Raw genomic sequence first — 17,661 nt, 5'->3', positions numbered from 1 at the left:
CTCTTCCTTCTCCCACAACGAGGAGAACGGAAAGCGTTGGCAAACGAGGAAGTATGCATGGACATGCTGAACGAAGCGGCTGAAAAGCCGAAAGACGACGCCGACGTGCGGGTCGGCCGGCGCGTGCGGGCGCTTAGGCTGGAACGCAATCTTTCGCTGGCCGAGCTTGCCGCCAAGGCCGGCGTTTCGATCGGGGCGCTCAGCCAGATCGAGCGTGGCCTGTCCTCGCTTCGCGTCAAAGTGATCTGGCCGCTTGCCGCCGCTCTCGATATCGAGCCGTCGGCGCTGATCGCCGACGGCAACGGTGCCGGCAACGATCTCTATTGCGTGCGGGCCAATAGCCGTCGGCAGATCCCGGTGAAAACTGAAGGCATCGCGAAGGCGCTGCTGTCGCCGCCGGCCGCCACGCTCACCGGCATGCTGGTGACGGTGGAAGCCGGTGGTGGCACCGTCGAAGCCTACGCCCATCCCGGCCACGAATTCGGTTTCGTCCTGTCGGGCGAAGTCGAACTCGTGGTCGATTCAACCACCTATGGGCTGAAGACCGGCGACAGCTTCGCCTTCAAGAGCACCTTATTGCATGCCTTCCGCAATGCGGGCGCCGAGCGCTGCCAGATTCTCTGGGTCAACACGACCAAGCCGTCCGAGGTTCGCGATGGCGCCTGAACCTCTCGTCCGGCTGGATGCGGTCTCGAAGATTTTCCCCGGCGGCATCGTCGGTCTCGACGCCGTCGATCTCGACATTGCCCGCGGCGAGTTCCTGACCTTGCTCGGGCCCTCCGGCTGCGGCAAAACCACCAGCCTGCGGGTGATCGCCGGTTTCGAAAGCCCATCGAGCGGACGGGTGTTGCTCGAAGGCCGTGACATCACTTCGCTGCGGCCGTTCGACCGGCCGGTCAACACCGTGTTTCAGGACTATGCGCTGTTTCCGCACATGGACGTTGCCGAAAATGTCGGCTTTGGCCTGTCGCTGCGCAAGCTTTCTGGGGCTGAACAGGCAAAGCGCGTCGGCGAAGCGCTCGACATGGTCGGCCTTGCCGAGAAGCTCGGTGCCCGCGTGTTCGAATTGTCGGGCGGCCAGCGCCAGCGCGTCGCGCTCGCCCGTGCGATTGTCTGCGAACCGCGTGTGCTGTTGCTCGACGAGCCGCTGTCGGCGCTCGACGCGCATCTGCGCGAACAGATGCAGGTCGAATTGAAGCGGCTGCAGTCGCGGCTCGGCACCACTTTCGTCATGGTCACCCACGACCAGACCGAGGCGCTGTCGATCTCCGACCGCATCGCCGTCATGAACAAGGGCCGCATCGAGCAGATCGCACCGCCGGCCACGCTCTACGACAGGCCCGCCACAAAATTCGTCGCCAGTTTTATCGGCACGATGAATCTTCTGCAGTCGCGCTTTGTCGGCCGTGACGGCGATCGATTGCGTTTCAGCGCCGGCGCTCTACCGCTCGAAGCCACGTCGGAAACCGGCGAAGCGCCCGGAGAAGGCGCGGTGCGAACCATCGGTGTGCGTCCGGAGGATCTTTTAGCGACGACCGAAGCAGCGACAGGCACCGCGCCGGTGCGGGTGAGCAGCATCGTCTTTCACGGCCGCACCCTGCGCCTGCACGCCGAATTGTCTCAGGGGATACCAGTGGTGATCGATGCGCCACGCCGGGCGGAAGGTTTTCAATTCAGCGTCGGCGATGTGGCGCATATCAGCCTGCGCCGCGGCGCTAACTGCCCTATGCTGCCCGGCTGATCTGATCCCCATCCTTCCAAAAAATCGGAGCATAACCCATGAGCAATCACCTGAACTTCTTCATCGACGGAAAATGGGTCGCGCCCGTAGTGCCGGCAACGCTGGATGTGATCGATCCATCCACCGAGGAGGCCTATACGAAAATCTCTGTCGGTGGGAAGGCGGATGTGGATCGCGCTGTGGCAGCGGCGAAGGCGGCCTTTCCGGCCTTCTCGCAGACCAGCAAGGCCGAGCGCCTGAAGCTGCTGAAGCGCATCCTGGAAGTCTACAACGAGCGCTACGAGGACATCGCGCAGGCTGTCAGCCAGGAGATGGGCGCGCCGATCACCTGGGCGCGCGAGGCGCAGGCCTGGGCGGGCAGGGCGCATATGGAGTCCACCATCAAGGCGCTGGAGGATTACGAATTCAGCGAGAAGCGCGGCACCACGATGGTGGTCAAGGAGCCGATCGGCGTCTGCGCGCTGATCACGCCGTGGAACTGGCCGCTCAACCAGATCGTCTGCAAGGTGGCGCCGGCGATCGCCGCCGGCTGCACGGTCGTGCTAAAGCCTTCCGAGATCGCGCCGATCAGCGGCGTCATCTTTTCGGAAGTGATGGAAGCGGCCGGCACGCTGAAGGGCGTCTACAACATGGTCAACGGCACCGGTCCGGATGTCGGACAGGTCATGGCCGGCCATCCCGACGTCGACATGGTCTCGTTCACCGGTTCGACCCGGGCCGGCATCATCGTCGCCAAAACAGCGGCCGAGACGGTCAAGCGCGTCGCGCAGGAGCTCGGCGGCAAGTCGGCCAACATCGTGCTGCCCGATGCCGATTTCGAGAAGGCCGTGCGCAAGGGCGTCAACGCCTGTTTCGGCAATAGCGGCCAATCCTGCGATGCGCCGACGCGCATGCTGGTGCCGGCCGGCCGCCACGACGAGGCGCTTGCGATCGCGAAGAAGACAGCCGAGGCGCACAAGGTCGGCGATCCGCGCTCGGAAGAAACCAAGCTCGGGCCGGTGGTCAGCAACATCCAGTTCGACAAGATCCAGCGGCTGATCGAGGCCGGCATCGCCGAGGGTGCGACACTGGTCACCGGAGGTCCGGGCCGGCCGGAGCACCTCAATCGCGGCTACTATGTCAGGCCGACCGTGTTCGGCCACGTCACACCAGGCATGACAATCGAGCGGGAAGAAATCTTTGGGCCGGTGCTTTCGGTCATGTCCTACGATGACGATGACGACGCGGTGAAGATTGCCAACGACACCGTCTATGGCCTCGCCGCCTATGTGCAGTCAGGGGACATCGACCACGCACGCAAGATCGCCGGCCGCTTGCGCGCCGGGCAGGTCTCGATCAACTATCCGAAGTGGGACACATTCGCGCCCTTCGGCGGCTACAAGCAGTCGGGTAATGGCCGCGAATATGCCGACTGGGCGATCCATGACTTCCTCGAGATCAAGGGCATCATCGGCTACGGCGCCTAGCGCAAGACTGCGAACAGCGCCGCGTGTCCAAGAAGGACGCGCGCGCGTAGCGTGGGCAAAGCCAAGCTATTCGGCGGCTTCGCGGACGGGGATCAAACGCCGCTCGACCTGTTGGAGATGCAGCCGCATCGCCGCGGCCGCGCCGCCGAGGTCGCGCTCGGCTATCGCTTCGACGATCCGTTCATGGTCCGCGAAGCTGTGATGGTCTGCCGGAGGGCGGGCGCCTTCTGAACGAAGACGTCCCCACACCACGGTTCGGCGCACGGCGTTCAGGACGTCGAACAGGCCGAGCAGCACATTGTTGCGGCTCGCCTGCGCAATCTGCCGGTGGAGCAGATTGTCGATGTTCTCGTATTGCCGCCATGTGACGGCTTCCCGCGTCTGCACCAGCGATTGTCGCATCGAGGCAATATCGGAAAGCGTGGCGTGCAGCGCCGCTTCGCGCGCAATCTCGGGCTCGATGATCAGGCGCGCGCGCATCACGTCGGCCGGATTCGTGCGCCCGGCGATTTCCGAAATCCCGATCGTCTCCTCGACCGGTCCACTGCCGACGAAGGTGCCCCTGCCGACGTGACGCCAGATGCGGCCGTCCTTCTCGAGCACCGCCAGCGCCTTGCGCAGATCGCCGCGCGATACGCCGAGGCTCTCCGACAGTTCCCGCTCGGCAGGCAGCCGTGTCTCGCCGGCATGATCCATCTGGGCAAGATAGGCCTGAAGCTGAACCAGGGCGGCGTGGCCGCCATTACCGGGATCGTCCATCAATTTAACCAATTCGCATATGATTTCCCTTTGCCGGTGTTAAAACGATTAGCGGAAACCGTCAACTGCCGAGTTTTCTGGGCCCGCGCATCTGCCATCGCGCAGTTTCTCCTTGACCAATCCGCTCCACAGCCTTAACCAATTAAGGTAATGGTTACAAACGGGAGGAATGACAATGGCCAGCATGACCGGACGTACCGTCCTTGCCACCGCTTTCGCTGCGTTTCTGGCATTTGCATCGCACCTGTCGGCCGCAAATGCGGGCGACATGCGCATCGCATTCGGCGACCTTCCCGGTATAGAATCCATCCAGACGCTCGCCGCGGTAGAGCGCGCCAAGGAACGCGGCGTGAATGTCGAGCTCATTGTTCTCAATGACGAGGATCTGGCTGCCCAGGCGATTGTCGGCGGCCAGGCCGATGTCGGTATCGGCGCGCCCTATACTTTGATCCAGAAGGTTGGCGTGCCGATCCGCATCTTTGCGCAGATATCGACGCTGCGCTTCTTTCCTGTCGTCAACAGCGAATTTTACAAGGAATGGAAGGATTTGGACGGGCAGGAAGTCGCCGTTCAGGCGCGCGGCTCCGGCACAGAGGCGGTCATGCTCCTGATGGCGAAAAACCACGGCATCAAGCTCGGCAACATCAGCTATGTCCCGGGTTCCGAGGTTCGCCGCAATGCGCTGCTGCAGGGGACCATCAAGGCGTCGATCGTCGATGCCGCCAACAGGCGCGCGCTTGAGGCCGAAGCCCCCGGCAAGTTCATCGTCCTGCCAGTCGAGGATCTCGGCGCCTCGGACGAAGCGCTTTTCGCGACCGCAGACTATCTGAAGAACAACGCCGCCGACGTCGACATCCTGGTCGAGGAACTGATGAAGACCGCGCGTGAAATAACTGAAAATCCAACCGTGGCGGTCGAGCTCCGCAACAAGTACAAACTGCTGCCGGATCTCGGCGCGGAGGCTGATAGCGAAATCACCGAATACTACAAGGAAACCGCGGAAGCCGGCAGCCTTGCGCTGAATGGCGGCGGAGTGGATGCGGCCAAAGACGACTTTGCCTTCTTCAGCCTTGCCGGCCAGATCGAAGGGGATCCCGCGAGCCTCAAGGTCGAGGACTTCTGGGATGTCTCCGCAATCGACCGCGCCGTCGCCAAGCTCGGCAAGAAATAGGCCGCCTGCCGGATGGCCGTAAGCATCAGAACTGACGGCGAGGCTGCCGGCCTCGCTTCTCCATCGACTCGAAGCGCAACGGGCGCATCGTGGGACCAGCCGATCCTGCTCAGGCTGGTGTCGATCGCTCTGTTCGCGGGAATTTGGGAAGTGGCCGGGCGTATTCCCGTCAGCTTCGCCTTTCCGACTTTTTCCGACACCATCGTCGCATTTTTCGGATTGCTCGCCGACGGCAGCTTGGCAACTGCCTATCTTTCGACACTGCAGCCGCTGTTGCTCGGCGTTGTCCTGTCGGCGTTCCTGGGTGTCGGCCTCGGCACGATCTGTGGCCTGTGGCGCAGCGGCGAATGGCTGGTGATCCCTGTGTTCATCGTGCTTCAGGCAGCACCTGTCGCCGCCTTCGTTCCAATGGTCACCTTCGTCTACGGAATAGGCATGACCGCCAAAACGCTCGCCGTCATGATCCTGGCGCTGCCGGTCATCGTGCTCAATACCTACAAGGCCGTGCGCAACGTCAACGAGTCGCTGCTGGTCATGTGCCGATCATTCCTGGGCACACGTTGGCAGACCGTCGCCAAGATCATTCTTCCGGACGCCAGTCCAGTGATTTTTGCCGGTTTGCGCCTCGGCGTCGCTGCCGGGTTCGTCGGCGTGGTGCTCGCCGAGCTGCTGATCACCCCGACCGGCATCGGCGACCTCATAACCTTCCACCGCTCGCGCGCAGACTACGCCGAGATGTACGCAACAATTGCCTCGATCATTGCGCTTTCCACCCTGACGCTCGTCTTTCTGCAGTGGGTGGAAGTCCGTGTTTTCAGGCCGGAGAGTAGAGGTGCTTAAGATGGGCGCGACCGCATTGCGAAATGGACCGTCGCCGGTTCCCGCACCGATCGATTCAATCGTGGAGGTGAGAGGAATTTCCAAGACCTACGGCAATGTCGAGGCGCTGCGCGGCATCGACCTCGACTTTCCCAGGGGCAAGCTGACCAGCCTTCTCGGACCCAGCGGTTGCGGAAAGACGACCCTGTTGAAGATCATAGCGGGGCTGATACGGGCCGATGGCGGCACTGTCGCGATCAACGGCAAGCGCGTCAGCGCCCCAGGCCCCGAACGCGCTTTCGTGTTCCAGGACTTTGCGCTGATGCCTTGGGCGACCGTGATGCGCAATGTAGCCTTCGGGCTTGAATTGCGCGGCACCAACAAGGCCGAGCGTGAGGAGATCGCCCGCCGCTATATAGCTGAGGTGGGTCTCGCCGGCTTCGAGGACAAATACCCGCACGAGTTGTCGGGTGGCATGCGCCAACGCGTCGGCCTGGCGCGGGCCTTGTCGGTCGATGCCGACGTCCTGCTCCTCGATGAACCGTTTTCGGCGGTCGACGAGCAGAACCGGCGGAAGTTCCAGGAAGATCTGATCCGACTGCGCACCAACCAGAACAAGACCTTCATCTTCGTGACGCACTCGATCGAGGAGGCAGTCTACATCTCCGACCGCATCGTCTTGCTGTCACCGAGACCCGGCCGGGTGTCGCAGATCATTGAACCGGAAATCGATCGCTCCGGCGACCCCGAGCGCATTCATCGCGACAGGCACTATCTCGATACGGTCGAGGAGATATGGCAGGGGCTGAAGCAGTATGTGGAGTGACCGGTCATGACCCTGTTTGGCTACCGAGTACCAATGATGGCGTCCCTGCTCGTCTGGTGCGTCGTATGGGAAATCGTCGGCCGGCTGGACCTTGTCTTTCTGCTGCCACCGTTTAGCGACGTGCTGGCTGCCGCGGTCGGTTTGGTGCAGACCCCGTCCTGGCAGAGCGCGACGGTCACGACCCTTCGCGCCTTCGCCATGGGCATGGCCCTGTCGATCGTAATCGGCGTGCCTCTGGGCATCCTGATGGGACGTGTCAAGATCGCCGACGACCTGCTCGGCATGTGGGTCAATATCTTTTCAAGCGCACCGCTCTCGGCGATCGTCCCGGTGCTGATGATCCTGTTCGGCTTCGGCGAGCAGACGATCGTTGCGGCGGTGTTCCTGTTTGCGATCTGGATCATCGTACTCGACACGCGCGCCGGGGTCCGCCACATCTCGCCGTCGCTGATCGAGATGGCGCGTTCCTATGGCGCCTCGCGCCCGGCCCTTTATACCAAGATCATCCTGTGGGCGGCGCTTCCGGAGATCCTTGCCGGCATCCGCCTCGGCCTCATCCGCGGCGTCAAGGGCGTCGTCATCGGCCAGTTGCTCGTCGCCATCGTCGGCTACGGCGCGCTGTTCGAGACCTTCTCGCGAAATTTCCGCATGGCCGAATTCTGGGCCCTGACCATCATCCTTTTTGCCTTCGCCCTGCTGATTGCCGAACTGATCGAAAGGGCCGAAGCCAAAGTCGAATACTATGCAGGAGCAAGACAGTGAACATGCACGGCACGACCTCAAGCTACGTCATCGAACCGAACGCAATCCCCAGCATCCCGGTGGCGGGAACTGACAAGATGTTTCCGGTGCACCGGGTCTATTGCGTCGGACGGAACTATGCCGCGCACGCAGTCGAGATGGGACACGACCCCAACAAGGAGCCGCCATTCTTCTTCCAGAAGAATCCCGACAACCTCGATACGACAGGAGAATTTCCGTATCCTCCGGCTTCCAACGATGTCCATCACGAGATCGAAATGGTCGTGGCGCTGAAGAGCGGCGGCACGGACATCTCGGCCGAAAAGGCTTTGGACTGCGTGTTCGGTTATGGCGTAGGTCTCGACATGACCAGGCGCGACCTGCAAGGTAAGGCGAAGGACATGGGCCGTCCATGGGAGGTCGGCAAGGCCTTCGAGGCATCGGCGCCATGCACGCCATTGGTTCCGGCAAGTTCGATCGGTCATCCAACCCAGGGAGCGATTTGGCTGGACGTCAATGGCGAGCGAAAACAAACCGGCGATCTCAACCAGATGATTTGGAAAGTTCCGGAAATGATCAGCTATCTCTCCGGTCTCTTCACGCTGATGCCGGGGGACATCATTCTTTCCGGCACGCCGGCGGGCGTCGGGGCAGTTGTTCGCGGTGATGTTCTTCGCGGTCATATCGATGGCGTCGGCGACCTAGAGGTTCGCGTTGTCTGAAGCGGCGTCGATCATTGAACGGCTTGCTGTCGGAGCGGACGATGCGCCGGCGATTTCGGCACCCGACAGGATCACGCTCACCCATGGCGGACTGCGCCGCCTGATCTCTGAAACGGCAGCGCAACTGCACGCGCTGGGTCTCGGCCGCGGCGATCGGGTGGCCATCGTGCTGCCGAACGGGCCGGAGATGGCGACGGCCTTTGTCGCGGTGGCCGCGGCGGCGTCCACGGCGCCGCTCAACCCGGCCTACCGGGCAGACGAGCTCGACTTCTACTTGACCGACATTGGCGCCAAGGCGATCCTGGTTGCCGAAGACGAAAGCGGCCCGGCGATTGCCGTTGCCGAGCGCCTGGGCATAGCGGTGCTCAGGCTCGCAGCACTGCGCGACGCGCCTGCCGGAAGCTTCAGGATCGAGGGCGAACCGATCGGCCCGCCGGCTGCGCCCGAACTGGCTGAGGACGGCGACATCGCGCTGTTGCTGCACACTTCAGGCACCACGTCACGACCAAAGCTGGTGCCGCTCAGCCATGCCAATCTTGCCGCCTCGGCCGCCCATATCGGCGCGACGCTCGGCCTGACATCAGGCGATCGCTGCCTCAACATCATGCCGCTGTTCCACATCCATGGTCTGATCGCGGCGGTGCTGTCCTCGCTCGCCGCCGGCGGCAGCGTCTTCTGCACGCCGGGCTTCAACGCGCTGCGCTTCTTCCATTGGCTAGGCGAGGCGCGGCCGAGCTGGTACACGGCCGTGCCGACCATGCATCAGGCGATCCTGCCGCGGGCGGCACGCAATGCCGATGCACTGGCAGCGGCGCCTCTTCGCTTCATCCGCTCGTCCTCGGCATCGCTGCCGCCGCAAGTGATGGCCGAGCTTGAGGCGACCTTCGGCTGTCCGGTGATCGAATCCTACGGCATGACCGAGGCCGCCCACCAGATGGCCTCGAACCGGTTGCCGCCAGGCCTGCGCAAGCCGGGCAGCGTCGGCGCCGCCGCCGGACCGGAAGTGGCGGTGATGGCGCTGGACGGGCAATTGCTTAAGCCCGGTGAGACCGGCGAGATCGTCATTCGCGGGCCTAATGTCACCGCGGGCTACGAGAAGAATCCGGACGCCAATGCCACTGCCTTCGCGCATGGCTGGTTTCATACCGGCGACCAGGGTGTGCTCGACGGCGACGGCTATCTGCGCGTCACCGGCCGGCTCAAGGAGATCATCAACCGCGGCGGCGAGAAGATCTCGCCGCTCGAGGTCGATGACGTGCTGATGGACCATCCGGCGGTGGCGCAGGTCGTCACTTTCGCCACGCCACACGACAAGCTCGGGGAGGAGGTCGCGGCTGCGATCGTGCTGCGCGAGGGCATGGCCGCTACCGAAGGCGATATCCGCAGCTTCGCCGCGATGCGGCTTGCCGACTTCAAGGTGCCGCGCATTGTCCTGATCCTGGACGAAATCCCGAAGGGCGCGACGGGCAAGCTGCAGCGCATCGGTCTGGCGACCAAACTGGGTCTTGTCAAACCCGGGCTTGCCAAACCCGGGCTTGGATGATGATGCGGATCACCATTTTTGGCGCCGGCGCGATCGGCGGCTATCTCGCGGCCAAACTTGCCATGGCCGGCCGGGTCGATCTGTCGATCATGGCGCGCGGCGCTCATCTCGATGCGATCAAGACGGCCGGACTTCGCCTGATCGAAGACGGTCATGAATCCGTCGCCTCTGTCAGGGCCGCCGCGCAAGCGCAGGAGCTAGGCGTCCAGGACTATGTCGTACTGGCGCTCAAGGCCCATTCTCTCGCGCCGGCGCTGGACCAGATCGCGCCGCTGCTGGGCGAGGGGACGGCTGTCGTCACCATGCAGAATGGCGTGCCGTGGTGGTACTTCCACAAGATCGGCGGTTCGCTCGAAGGCACGCGGTTGCAAGCGGTGGATCCCGGTGGAGCGATCTGGGATCGGCTTGGGCCGGATCGCGTCATCGGCTCGGTCGTGTATCCCGCGGCTGAGGTGGATGCGCCCGGCCTGGTCCGCCATATCGAGGGAAAACGCTTTTCGCTCGGCGAGCCCTCGGGCGAGAAGAGCGAACGTGTCACGCGGCTTGCTGCGGAGATGGTTGCGGCAGGGCTGCAGGTGCCGGTTCGCGACGACATCCGAAGTGAGATCTGGGTGAAGCTCTGGGGCAATCTCTCCTTCAACCCCATTTCCGCGCTGACCGGCAGCACGCTTGCGGCAATCGCTGCCGACGAGGCAACCCGCGCGCTTGCCCGCACCATGATGCTGGAGGCGCAGGCGATCGGCGAAAGTCTCGGCGTGCGTTTCCCGATAAATGTCGACCGCCGTATCAAGGGGGCGGGCGATGTCGGCGAGCACAAGACGTCGATGCTGCAGGATCTAGAGCGCGGCCGACCAATGGAGATCGATGCGCTGGTGACGGCGGTTCAGGAACTCGGCCGGTTGACTGGCCAGCCAACGCCCGCCATCGACAACGTGCTGGCGCTGGTGCGCCGCCTCGCCATCGAGCGCGGCTGCTATTGACACAGGAGCGGGCCAGGCAGTCCCATCATCCTCGCCAGGTCATTTTTTCGTTTCGCATGTTCTCTCTTTGTCATGATGCTCGAATCGTCGGTTCAGGTAGTTTGAAAGTTGGCGAAAGCCCCTATAGGCTTAGCGAAAAACATCGGAGGCCTCATGTCGGAGCAATTGCGCATCCGTCTTAATTCTGGTCAGAAGCGAGCGCGGAAAGCGTCAGAGATAACTGAGTTCGTTGCCGCTGTAGGCCGTAAATCCAGTGACCGACATGGTCTCGACCCCAATGATCGACACTTCGATCCCGAATTCAGCAAGCGGCTGCGGCGGATGCCGCCAGAGAATTTCGACCGCTTGCTCCGTGAGGATGAGGACTAACCCCACCAGATCTAGCAAGACCCTGCCGCCAAAATCTCTTGTAGCGAAGGGCGGGAAGAAGCGCGCCGAGAACAGGACGCCCGAATGGCGCGTTGAGATCGCAAAGAAGCCAGCCGCCGCTCGTCGAGGCACTACTCCGCCTCAAATTGTTCTGACATATGCCGCAAGCTGGTCGGCCACGGTGCCCCAGCCCTCGAAAAAGCCCATCTCCTCATGGTTCTTGCGTGTGGCTTCATCGCGGTGGATGGCGGTCGCGATGTAGCGTGTCGCCTTGCCTTCCGGGTGCAATGATATCACCGCTGTGATGAACGGGTCCCCTGACGGCCGATAGCCGGGCAGCAACGCATCGGTCCACACCAGCCGCTCGTTAGGCACGATGTCGAGGTAGCAGCAATGCCGGTCGTTGACCTCCTTGCCATCAGGCGACTGCATGCGGGTCCGGAACAGGCCGCCGGGCCTGAGGTCGATCTCGCAATCGGTGACGATCCACGGCTTCGGTGTGAACCACTGCCGAACATGCTCGGGCGTCGTCCAGGCTGTCCACAAAAGCTCGCGCGGCGCTTCGATGACGCGTTCGAGGACGAGATCGCGTTTCGGGTCGGGGTTGAAAAGCGGGGTCGAACTCATTTGTCTTTCTCCTTGAGTGTCATCACGTAGGCATCGAACTGGTCGAGGCGGCGTTCCCACAGTACGCGCTGCTCGGCCAGCCAATTTTCCGCGACCTTCAGCGGCTCCGGCGCGAGCCGGTAGGTCCTGACGCGGCCGGCCTTTTCGGAACGCACCAGCCCGCAGCCTTCCAGAACCCTGAGATGTTCGATGAAGGAGGGCAGAGCCATCTCGAACGGCTGGGCGAGCTCACTGACCGATGCCGGGCTTCGGTTCAGCCGCTCGACCACGCGCCGCCGCGTCGGATCGGCCAGCGCTCGGAAAATGCCGTCGATCGGCGGGATGCTAGGACTCGAGGTCTGTGGGCTTGTTGCGACGGTCATGTCTTCCTCGCGCCACTGCGCATGGCCAAAGATGGTTCGGAAAACACTTAGGAAAATTCCTTAGTATAGGCAAGCCCAAAAGTTCTGAGGATGCCTGCGGGGTCTCTGACAAAGTCTGAAGGGTGGTTTAGGGTGCCGCCAGATTCGACGAACGATCAGTCCGAGGGGCCAAAATTTTGACCATCACGATGTACGGCATCACCAATTGCGATACGATCAAGAAGGCGCGTGTCTGGCTGGAAAGCCACGATGTCGCCTACCGCTTTCATGACTACAGGGTCGAAGGACTGGACGCGGACCGGCTGAACGGCTGGTCCCGCAAAGTCGGCTGGGAAATCCTGCTTAACAAGGCGAGCACGACGTTTCGCGAACTGTCGGACAAGGACAAGCTGAGCCTCGACGAGAAGAAGGCCAAGGCGCTGATGTTGGCCAACCCGACGATGATCAAGCGGCCGGTCCTCGAACTTGGCGATCGCATCCTCGTCGGCTTCAAGCCTGATGTTTACCAGCAGGCGGTGGGCGGGTTGAAGTAGCGGGACGGGACGCTTTTCGCGCTCCAGTTCGAGAGCCTGCTTGCCGCGCCGGTCTCAATTCCGCCAGGCGAATTGGGTCGCGGGGAAGACCTTGGCCTGCCTGGCCGACAGCGCGTCCCATGCTTCGCGTCTGCGTGGGTCCGGCTCGATTGTCTCGGCGATGCTCGTCATGGCGTCCGCTGCCTCAGCAAAACTCTCGAACCATCCGATGCCGACCGCTGCGCTGATGGCTGCGCCGAGGGAGGAGGCTTCAGCGTTGTGACCCTTATGGATCGAGATCCCGGTCGCGTCCGCGATCATTTTTGACCAAAGTTTGCTGTTGGCGCCGCCGCCGATCGCCACCATTTGCGCCGGCGAAAGACCATGGCTGCGCATCTCTTCGAGAGCCCTGGCGGTTTGCAGCGTCATCGCCTCTAGCCCCGCACGATAAAAATGACCGAGCGTGTGCGAGGGGTGCATGCCGATGAAGCTCGCGCGTGCGCTCGGATCCCAATGCGGGTCCATGCAACCGACCAGGGTGGTGCCGGCGAGAAGTCCGTCCGAGCCGATCGGGACGGCCGCCGCTTCAGTTTCCAGGCGGTCGAAGATCGCCGGATTGGAGCGTCCGCCGGCAAACATGTCTACGAACCAGTTGACGAAATAGACACCCGCCCGCTGCACCGCCTCGAGGAAATAGCCATCGCCTGTCGGCGAGGTCATGGTGCGCCAGAAGGCGCCGACCACCGGTTCCCGCGACCAGATTCCCGCGATGATCGCAGTTCCAAGATTGAGATAGACGACGCCGTCGCGCATGGCATTGACGCCGAGCCCGGCGCATTGCCCATCGCCGCCGGCGGCAATCACCGGCGTTCCTTCGGCTAGCCCTGTTGCGGTGGCGGCCGCGGCATGGACGGTCCCGACCCGCGTGCCGGACCGCACCGCGTTGGGAAGTTGCGACGGCTTGATGCCGAGATGATCGAGGAGCGGCTGCGACCATGCCTTGCGCGAGATGTCGAAGAGACCGAACGGATCGGCGCTCGTCCAGCTCGCACTCGGCGTTCCCGTCAGTTTCAGCGTCAGGTAGCCGTGCACGTCGAGGATTTTCTTCGCATGGTCCAACCGTTTCGGTTCGTTCTCGCGCAGCCACTTCAGGCGGTAGACCACCGGCGTCACATCGATCGGCTTGCCGGTGATCGCGTGCAGCCGCTCACGGCCGATTTCCGCCGCGAAACGGTCGACCAGCCCGGCGGCGCGTTCGTCGAGCCAAAGGCTCGCGGGTCCGATCGGCTCGCCGGCGCCGTCGATGAGGGCAACGGTCTCGCGCTGGTTCGAGATCGCGATACCGGCGATGCGTTTCGCATCGACCGCGCCGACAAGCTGTCGCAGCGCCACTGTTGCGGCCCGCCACCAGTCGGTGACCTCCTGCTCGACATAGTCCGGCCTCGGCTTCATCAGATCGAGCGGCGCGCGGCCTTCCGCCACGGCTCGTCCGTCCCGGCTCCAGGCAATCGCCTTGCAGGATTGCGTGGAACTGTCGAGGCCGACGACAAGGGGTCCGTCGCTGCTGCCCATGATTGTCCTCCCGAGACGATGAGTTCCACCGAGTGCTGGTTAGTCGAGTGCCGGTTATTCCAAGAGAATGTTCGCGGTGGCCATGTCGGTGACAAAATGTGTCGCATATCCGCCGCCGAGCCCAGCCCTGATCGCCCCCATCTTGCGGGCGCCGCCGGCGGCGCAGATACGGATGGGCACCGCTTTCAGTTCATCGAGCGTGATGCCGACGGTGCGTCCGTCGAGCGGAGTAGCGAAAGGGGCGCCTCGAGCGTCGATGAACCGCCCGATGATGACCCCGAGCGCTCCCTGCTCGATCATACCTGCAAGTGCGTCGGCATCCGATATCCCGGCTCGGGCATAGGTGCTCTCCGGCCCTATATCGCCGATCCCGAAGATGACCTTGCCGGCGGCACGGATCATACGGAACTGGTTGACGAGCATCGGCTCCTGCATGAGTTCGTCGTGCAGTTCGTCGGTGGAGACGATCGCCGGGGCAAGCAGGTTGATACAGCGGGCTCCGAGCCGATTGGCCATCAGCGAGGTGCAGAATTCCGGCGAGAAATCGCTGGTGCCGATCGAGCTTCCCGAGAGCTGGACGACGGTGAGGTTCCGGTCATGCCGTAATCGTGGAATCGAGCGGGCGGCAGCGAGCACCGTTTTTCCCCAGGCGACGCCGATCGTGTCACCCGGATCGACCATGGATGCGAGCAACCGTCCTGCCGCTTCGCCGATGCGGCGGTCGGCATCGTTTGGATCGAGGTCGGGGATAACCGCCGCGCCGCGAAGGCCGTATTTTTCCATGAGGCGCCGCGAGGTCAACGTGCGGGCAAAAGCGTCGTGATCGACCTGCACGGCGACAAGTCCGCTTTCGCGTGCCTCCTGCAGATAGTTTACCACGCTCGCCCTGGAGACATTCATGACCTTGGCCACATCGCTCTGGTTGAGCTGGTCGACATAGTAGAGCCAGGCAGCCCACGCCACCGCGCTGTCGAATTCGGGCGGCAGTGCCGAGAGCCCAGATGTTCGGACCACGTCGATGTCGGCGTTGGCATTCATGTCCCTTTTTCCGCAGGTTTGCAGAACGAAGTCAAGCTTTGCGGGCAGATGCTTGACAAAAGACAGTGATAGGTGACTATTGTTCGATGGCGCAGCGCGCCTGTGTCTGGACTAGAGAGTTGCCCCCACAAGAGGACGCCATGACGAATCCGGCAGCCGGATCCTGGACGACTTTAATCGACGACATTTTGGACGGGAACTGGACCAGCCCGGAGACCGGGAAAAAGGCCGTGGTGCCTTATGATCGGATCGTCATCGAAGAAAGCCTCGACGGGCGGGCGGCCGATCTCGTTTCGGAGCTCGGTCTGGGTGAGCGGTTCACCGTCGTCGCGGATGCCGCGACCTATGATGCGCTTGGCGAACGCGTTGCGCGCGAACTGAAGACGCTCGGCCCTGTCGATGTCCTGATATTGGACCACCCGCACGCCGACATGGCCAACGTCGAAAGCCTGGCCGTCAAACTCGCGGATGCGGATGCCGTGGTCGCGGTCGGTTCCGGCACGATCAACGATCTCTGCAAGTTCGTCACCGGAAGGAACGAACGGCGCTATTGCGTGTTCGGGACGGCCGGTTCGATGAACGGCTACACATCGACGACCGCGTCCATCACACTTGAAAGCGGCCTGAAGGTATCGCTCCCTTCCCACGCGCCATCAGGCTTTTTCGTCGACCTCGGCGTCTCCGCTGCCGCCCCGACCTATCTGTCGGCGGCGGGGTTCGGTGACTGCCTTTGCCGCTCGGTCGCCCAGATCGACTGGTGGATGTCGCACCGTCTGCTTGGCACTGCTTACCATCAGGTCCCGTTTCTCATCCAGGAAAAGGATGAAGCGGCGCTCAACGAGCGTGCGGCAAAGCTTGCCGAACACGACATCGAGGCCAATGGCTATCTCTATCGCGTGCTGACGCTCTGCGGCCTCGGAATTTCCTTCACCGGCGTCTCCAATCACGGTTCCATGGGCGAGCATCAGATATCGCACTATATAGACTGCTTCGCCGGCGAGCGTCACCCCGGTACGCTCCACGGCACCCAGGTCGGCGTCGCTTCGCTCAGCATGGCGCGATTGCAGCAAGCAATGCTTGCTAGCGACAAGCCGCCGGTGGTGAAGGCGACGAAGATCGACCCTGACGACATGGTCCGCCGCATGAGCCCGGCTGTCGCCGCACAATGTCTCGACGAACTGAAGAAGAAGGCCTTCGACGAGAATGCCGCCGCCGCATTCAACGAGCGGCTGCAGGAGCTCTGGCCGACACTCAGGCAGGAGCTCAAGCAATTCATGGTGCCGGTCGACGAGATGCAGCGCCTGCTGAAATCCACCGGCGGGCCGATCTCAGCCGCCGAATTGGGCACGCCACCCGATTTCTACCGCGAAGCCGTCGTTCATTGCCGGGAGATGCGCAATCGCTTCTCGTTCCTCGACATTGCTGGGGATGCAGGAATGCTGGAGGATTTTGCGCGTGGGGAAGCCTGACGGGATGCGCGACCTCGCCGAATTCAGACCCGAAACTGCGGCGCGCATTCGCGGCGTCTTCTGCGATATCGACGACACCTTGACGACCGAGGGGCGTCTTCCAGCCGACGCCTACCGTGCGCTCGAACGTCTGCACGAGGCGGGCCTTGTCGTTGCTCCCATTACCGGGAGACCGGCAGGCTGGTGCGACATGATTGCCCGGTTCTGGCCGGTGACCGGCGTGGTCGGCGAAAATGGCGCTTTTTACTTCGCTTATGATCAGGCAACGCGAAAGATGATCCGGGTTTTCGCCGCGAGCGCTGAGGAACGCCGGGAAAACAGGCGCAGGCTCACGGACCTGGAAAAGCGTATTGTCCAGGAAGTGCCGGGTTCGGCCGTATCCGCCGACCAGCAATATCGCGAAGCCGATCTGGCCATCGACTTTTGCGAAGATGTTCCAGCTCTGCCGATCTCCGACGCCATGCACATCAAGCAGATTTTCGAGGAAGCCGGCGCTGTCGCCAAGATTTCGTCGATCCATGTGAATGGCTGGTTTGGCCGATACGACAAGCTGTCGATGACGCGCCGCTTTGCGAGCGAGAGGCTGGGAACCGATCTCGATGGCGAAAGGCAGGCCTACGCGTTCGTCGGAGACAGTCCGAACGACGCTCCGATGTTCGGTTTTTTTCCGACCTCGTTCGGGGTCGCGAATGTCATGGACTTCCAGGGACAAATCGACGCCGAACCCGCTTTCGTCGCCAGGTCGCGGGGTGGACGCGGCTTCGTCGAGGTTGCCGATATGATCCTGGCAAACCGGAGGTCGGGGGTGGTCTGATCGGCCGGCGCGAAATGTGCCGCCCGCAAACGACGCAAAGGATGCTGCAGGCGATGGAACCGAACCAGGGACGGCTTAGGAAAGATTCGATGCCATTCTGCTTTCAGAGGAAAGCGAGCGCCGTGCACCA

Annotated in this window: 19 protein-coding genes; 13 read left to right on the top strand and 6 right to left on the bottom strand. The window is 62.7% G+C overall.

The window, feature by feature from the left end; all coding sequences use genetic code 11:
* The first annotated feature begins 57 nt into the window (after positions 1–57).
* From A9K68_RS26015 to A9K68_RS26005, 3 genes are read left to right on the top strand one after another with little or no spacing between them, the layout of a single operon-like run.
* Complete coding sequence (locus A9K68_RS26015) at positions 58–666, top strand: cupin domain-containing protein (RefSeq protein WP_065010094.1); 609 nt, start codon at positions 58–60, stop codon at positions 664–666.
* The gene (locus tag A9K68_RS26010) at positions 656–1,741 is read left to right on the top strand and encodes an ABC transporter ATP-binding protein (protein WP_065010095.1); all 1,086 of its coding nucleotides are present in this window, start codon (positions 656–658) and stop codon (positions 1,739–1,741) included. The genes A9K68_RS26015 and A9K68_RS26010 overlap by 11 nt, the downstream gene beginning before the upstream one ends.
* Before the next feature lie 38 nt (positions 1,742–1,779).
* Positions 1,780–3,207 carry an aldehyde dehydrogenase family protein gene (locus A9K68_RS26005; protein WP_065010096.1) on the top strand — a complete coding sequence of 476 codons (1,428 nt, stop codon included), beginning with the start codon at positions 1,780–1,782 and terminating at the stop codon, positions 3,205–3,207.
* A 66-nt stretch (positions 3,208–3,273) separates the two neighbouring features.
* On the opposite strand, the gene A9K68_RS26000 is transcribed toward A9K68_RS26005, so the two are convergent.
* Positions 3,274–3,966: an FCD domain-containing protein gene (locus A9K68_RS26000; RefSeq protein ID WP_065010097.1), complete on the bottom strand. Its 693-nt coding sequence runs from the start codon at positions 3,964–3,966 to the stop codon at positions 3,274–3,276.
* Positions 3,967–4,141: 175 nt separating this feature from the next.
* Between A9K68_RS26000 and A9K68_RS25995 the strand changes: the two genes are divergently transcribed.
* From A9K68_RS25995 to A9K68_RS25965, 7 genes are read left to right on the top strand one after another with little or no spacing between them, the layout of a single operon-like run.
* Complete coding sequence (locus A9K68_RS25995; protein WP_065010098.1) at positions 4,142–5,137, top strand: ABC transporter substrate-binding protein; 996 nt, start codon at positions 4,142–4,144, stop codon at positions 5,135–5,137.
* 12 nt (positions 5,138–5,149) lie between these two features.
* On the top strand, positions 5,150–5,977 hold the full coding sequence (locus A9K68_RS25990; RefSeq protein WP_065010099.1) for an ABC transporter permease: 828 nt from the start codon (positions 5,150–5,152) through the stop codon (positions 5,975–5,977).
* Position 5,978: 1 nt separating this feature from the next.
* The gene (locus A9K68_RS25985; protein WP_065010100.1) at positions 5,979–6,782 is read left to right on the top strand and encodes an ABC transporter ATP-binding protein; all 804 of its coding nucleotides are present in this window, start codon (positions 5,979–5,981) and stop codon (positions 6,780–6,782) included.
* Positions 6,783–6,788: 6 nt separating this feature from the next.
* Positions 6,789–7,544 carry an ABC transporter permease subunit gene (locus A9K68_RS25980; protein WP_065010101.1) on the top strand — a complete coding sequence of 252 codons (756 nt, stop codon included), beginning with the start codon at positions 6,789–6,791 and terminating at the stop codon, positions 7,542–7,544.
* Between the two features lie 2 nt (positions 7,545–7,546).
* On the top strand, positions 7,547–8,245 hold the full coding sequence (locus A9K68_RS25975; RefSeq protein WP_065010102.1) for a fumarylacetoacetate hydrolase family protein: 699 nt from the start codon (positions 7,547–7,549) through the stop codon (positions 8,243–8,245).
* A complete protein-coding gene (locus tag A9K68_RS25970; protein ID WP_065010103.1) occupies positions 8,238–9,788 on the top strand; it encodes an acyl--CoA ligase in 1,551 nt (516 codons plus the stop codon). The genes A9K68_RS25975 and A9K68_RS25970 overlap by 8 nt, the downstream gene beginning before the upstream one ends.
* Positions 9,789–9,790: 2 nt before the next feature.
* Positions 9,791–10,768 carry a 2-dehydropantoate 2-reductase gene (locus A9K68_RS25965; protein WP_065010121.1) on the top strand — a complete coding sequence of 326 codons (978 nt, stop codon included), beginning with the start codon at positions 9,791–9,793 and terminating at the stop codon, positions 10,766–10,768.
* A 210-nt stretch (positions 10,769–10,978) separates the two neighbouring features.
* Here A9K68_RS25965 and A9K68_RS25960 read toward each other — a convergent pair whose 3' ends face one another.
* From A9K68_RS25960 to A9K68_RS25950, 3 genes are all read right to left on the bottom strand, one after another.
* Positions 10,979–11,155, bottom strand: coding sequence for a hypothetical protein (locus A9K68_RS25960; RefSeq protein ID WP_156768444.1), 177 nt, complete (start codon positions 11,153–11,155; stop codon positions 10,979–10,981).
* Between the two features lie 123 nt (positions 11,156–11,278).
* Complete coding sequence (locus tag A9K68_RS25955) at positions 11,279–11,764, bottom strand: SRPBCC family protein (RefSeq protein WP_065010105.1); 486 nt, start codon at positions 11,762–11,764, stop codon at positions 11,279–11,281.
* Positions 11,761–12,126 carry a metalloregulator ArsR/SmtB family transcription factor gene (locus A9K68_RS25950; RefSeq protein WP_065010106.1) on the bottom strand — a complete coding sequence of 122 codons (366 nt, stop codon included), beginning with the start codon at positions 12,124–12,126 and terminating at the stop codon, positions 11,761–11,763. The genes A9K68_RS25955 and A9K68_RS25950 overlap by 4 nt, the downstream gene beginning before the upstream one ends.
* A gap of 176 nt (positions 12,127–12,302) precedes the next feature.
* Between A9K68_RS25950 and A9K68_RS25945 the strand changes: the two genes are divergently transcribed.
* The gene (locus A9K68_RS25945) at positions 12,303–12,659 is read left to right on the top strand and encodes an ArsC family reductase (RefSeq protein ID WP_029355455.1); all 357 of its coding nucleotides are present in this window, start codon (positions 12,303–12,305) and stop codon (positions 12,657–12,659) included.
* Between the two features lie 54 nt (positions 12,660–12,713).
* Here A9K68_RS25945 and A9K68_RS25940 read toward each other — a convergent pair whose 3' ends face one another.
* Positions 12,714–14,210 (bottom strand): FGGY-family carbohydrate kinase, encoded by a 1,497-nt coding sequence (locus A9K68_RS25940; protein WP_065010107.1) that lies wholly within the window; start codon positions 14,208–14,210, stop codon positions 12,714–12,716.
* Between the two features lie 54 nt (positions 14,211–14,264).
* Positions 14,265–15,248 (bottom strand): sugar-binding transcriptional regulator, encoded by a 984-nt coding sequence (locus A9K68_RS25935; RefSeq protein ID WP_065010108.1) that lies wholly within the window; start codon positions 15,246–15,248, stop codon positions 14,265–14,267.
* Between the two features lie 140 nt (positions 15,249–15,388).
* On the opposite strand from A9K68_RS25935, the gene A9K68_RS25930 reads away from it, so the two are divergent.
* Positions 15,389–16,717 (top strand): sn-glycerol-1-phosphate dehydrogenase, encoded by a 1,329-nt coding sequence (locus A9K68_RS25930; RefSeq protein WP_065010109.1) that lies wholly within the window; start codon positions 15,389–15,391, stop codon positions 16,715–16,717.
* Between the two features lie 4 nt (positions 16,718–16,721).
* Complete coding sequence (locus tag A9K68_RS25925) at positions 16,722–17,531, top strand: HAD-IIB family hydrolase (protein ID WP_065010110.1); 810 nt, start codon at positions 16,722–16,724, stop codon at positions 17,529–17,531.
* Positions 17,532–17,661 lie beyond the last annotated feature (130 nt).

Source organism: Mesorhizobium sp. AA22 (assembly GCF_001672375.2).
GTDB classification, from domain to species: Bacteria; Pseudomonadota; Alphaproteobacteria; order Rhizobiales; family Rhizobiaceae; genus Mesorhizobium; species Mesorhizobium wenxiniae.
This window is presented reverse-complemented; position numbering and strand designations above follow the sequence as displayed.

What these genes read in the sequence shown, in the direction of transcription:
- A9K68_RS26010 (WP_065010095.1), top strand. Translation starts at nt 656, where the DNA reads ATGGCGCCTGAACCTCTCGTCCGGCTGGATGCGGTCTCGAAGATTTTC.
- A9K68_RS25935 (WP_065010108.1), bottom strand. Translation starts at nt 15,248, where the DNA reads ATGAATGCCAACGCCGACATCGACGTGGTCCGAACATCTGGGCTCTCG.
- A9K68_RS25985 (WP_065010100.1), top strand. Translation starts at nt 5,979, where the DNA reads ATGGGCGCGACCGCATTGCGAAATGGACCGTCGCCGGTTCCCGCACCG.
- A9K68_RS25925 (WP_065010110.1), top strand. Translation starts at nt 16,722, where the DNA reads ATGCGCGACCTCGCCGAATTCAGACCCGAAACTGCGGCGCGCATTCGC.
- A9K68_RS26005 (WP_065010096.1), top strand. Translation starts at nt 1,780, where the DNA reads ATGAGCAATCACCTGAACTTCTTCATCGACGGAAAATGGGTCGCGCCC.
- A9K68_RS25930 (WP_065010109.1), top strand. Translation starts at nt 15,389, where the DNA reads ATGACGAATCCGGCAGCCGGATCCTGGACGACTTTAATCGACGACATT.
- A9K68_RS25950 (WP_065010106.1), bottom strand. Translation starts at nt 12,126, where the DNA reads ATGACCGTCGCAACAAGCCCACAGACCTCGAGTCCTAGCATCCCGCCG.
- A9K68_RS26015 (WP_065010094.1), top strand. Translation starts at nt 58, where the DNA reads ATGGACATGCTGAACGAAGCGGCTGAAAAGCCGAAAGACGACGCCGAC.
- A9K68_RS26000 (WP_065010097.1), bottom strand. Translation starts at nt 3,966, where the DNA reads ATGGACGATCCCGGTAATGGCGGCCACGCCGCCCTGGTTCAGCTTCAG.
- A9K68_RS25995 (WP_065010098.1), top strand. Translation starts at nt 4,142, where the DNA reads ATGGCCAGCATGACCGGACGTACCGTCCTTGCCACCGCTTTCGCTGCG.
- A9K68_RS25980 (WP_065010101.1), top strand. Translation starts at nt 6,789, where the DNA reads ATGACCCTGTTTGGCTACCGAGTACCAATGATGGCGTCCCTGCTCGTC.
- A9K68_RS25975 (WP_065010102.1), top strand. Translation starts at nt 7,547, where the DNA reads ATGCACGGCACGACCTCAAGCTACGTCATCGAACCGAACGCAATCCCC.
- A9K68_RS25965 (WP_065010121.1), top strand. Translation starts at nt 9,791, where the DNA reads ATGCGGATCACCATTTTTGGCGCCGGCGCGATCGGCGGCTATCTCGCG.
- A9K68_RS25990 (WP_065010099.1), top strand. Translation starts at nt 5,150, where the DNA reads ATGGCCGTAAGCATCAGAACTGACGGCGAGGCTGCCGGCCTCGCTTCT.
- A9K68_RS25940 (WP_065010107.1), bottom strand. Translation starts at nt 14,210, where the DNA reads ATGGGCAGCAGCGACGGACCCCTTGTCGTCGGCCTCGACAGTTCCACG.
- A9K68_RS25955 (WP_065010105.1), bottom strand. Translation starts at nt 11,764, where the DNA reads ATGAGTTCGACCCCGCTTTTCAACCCCGACCCGAAACGCGATCTCGTC.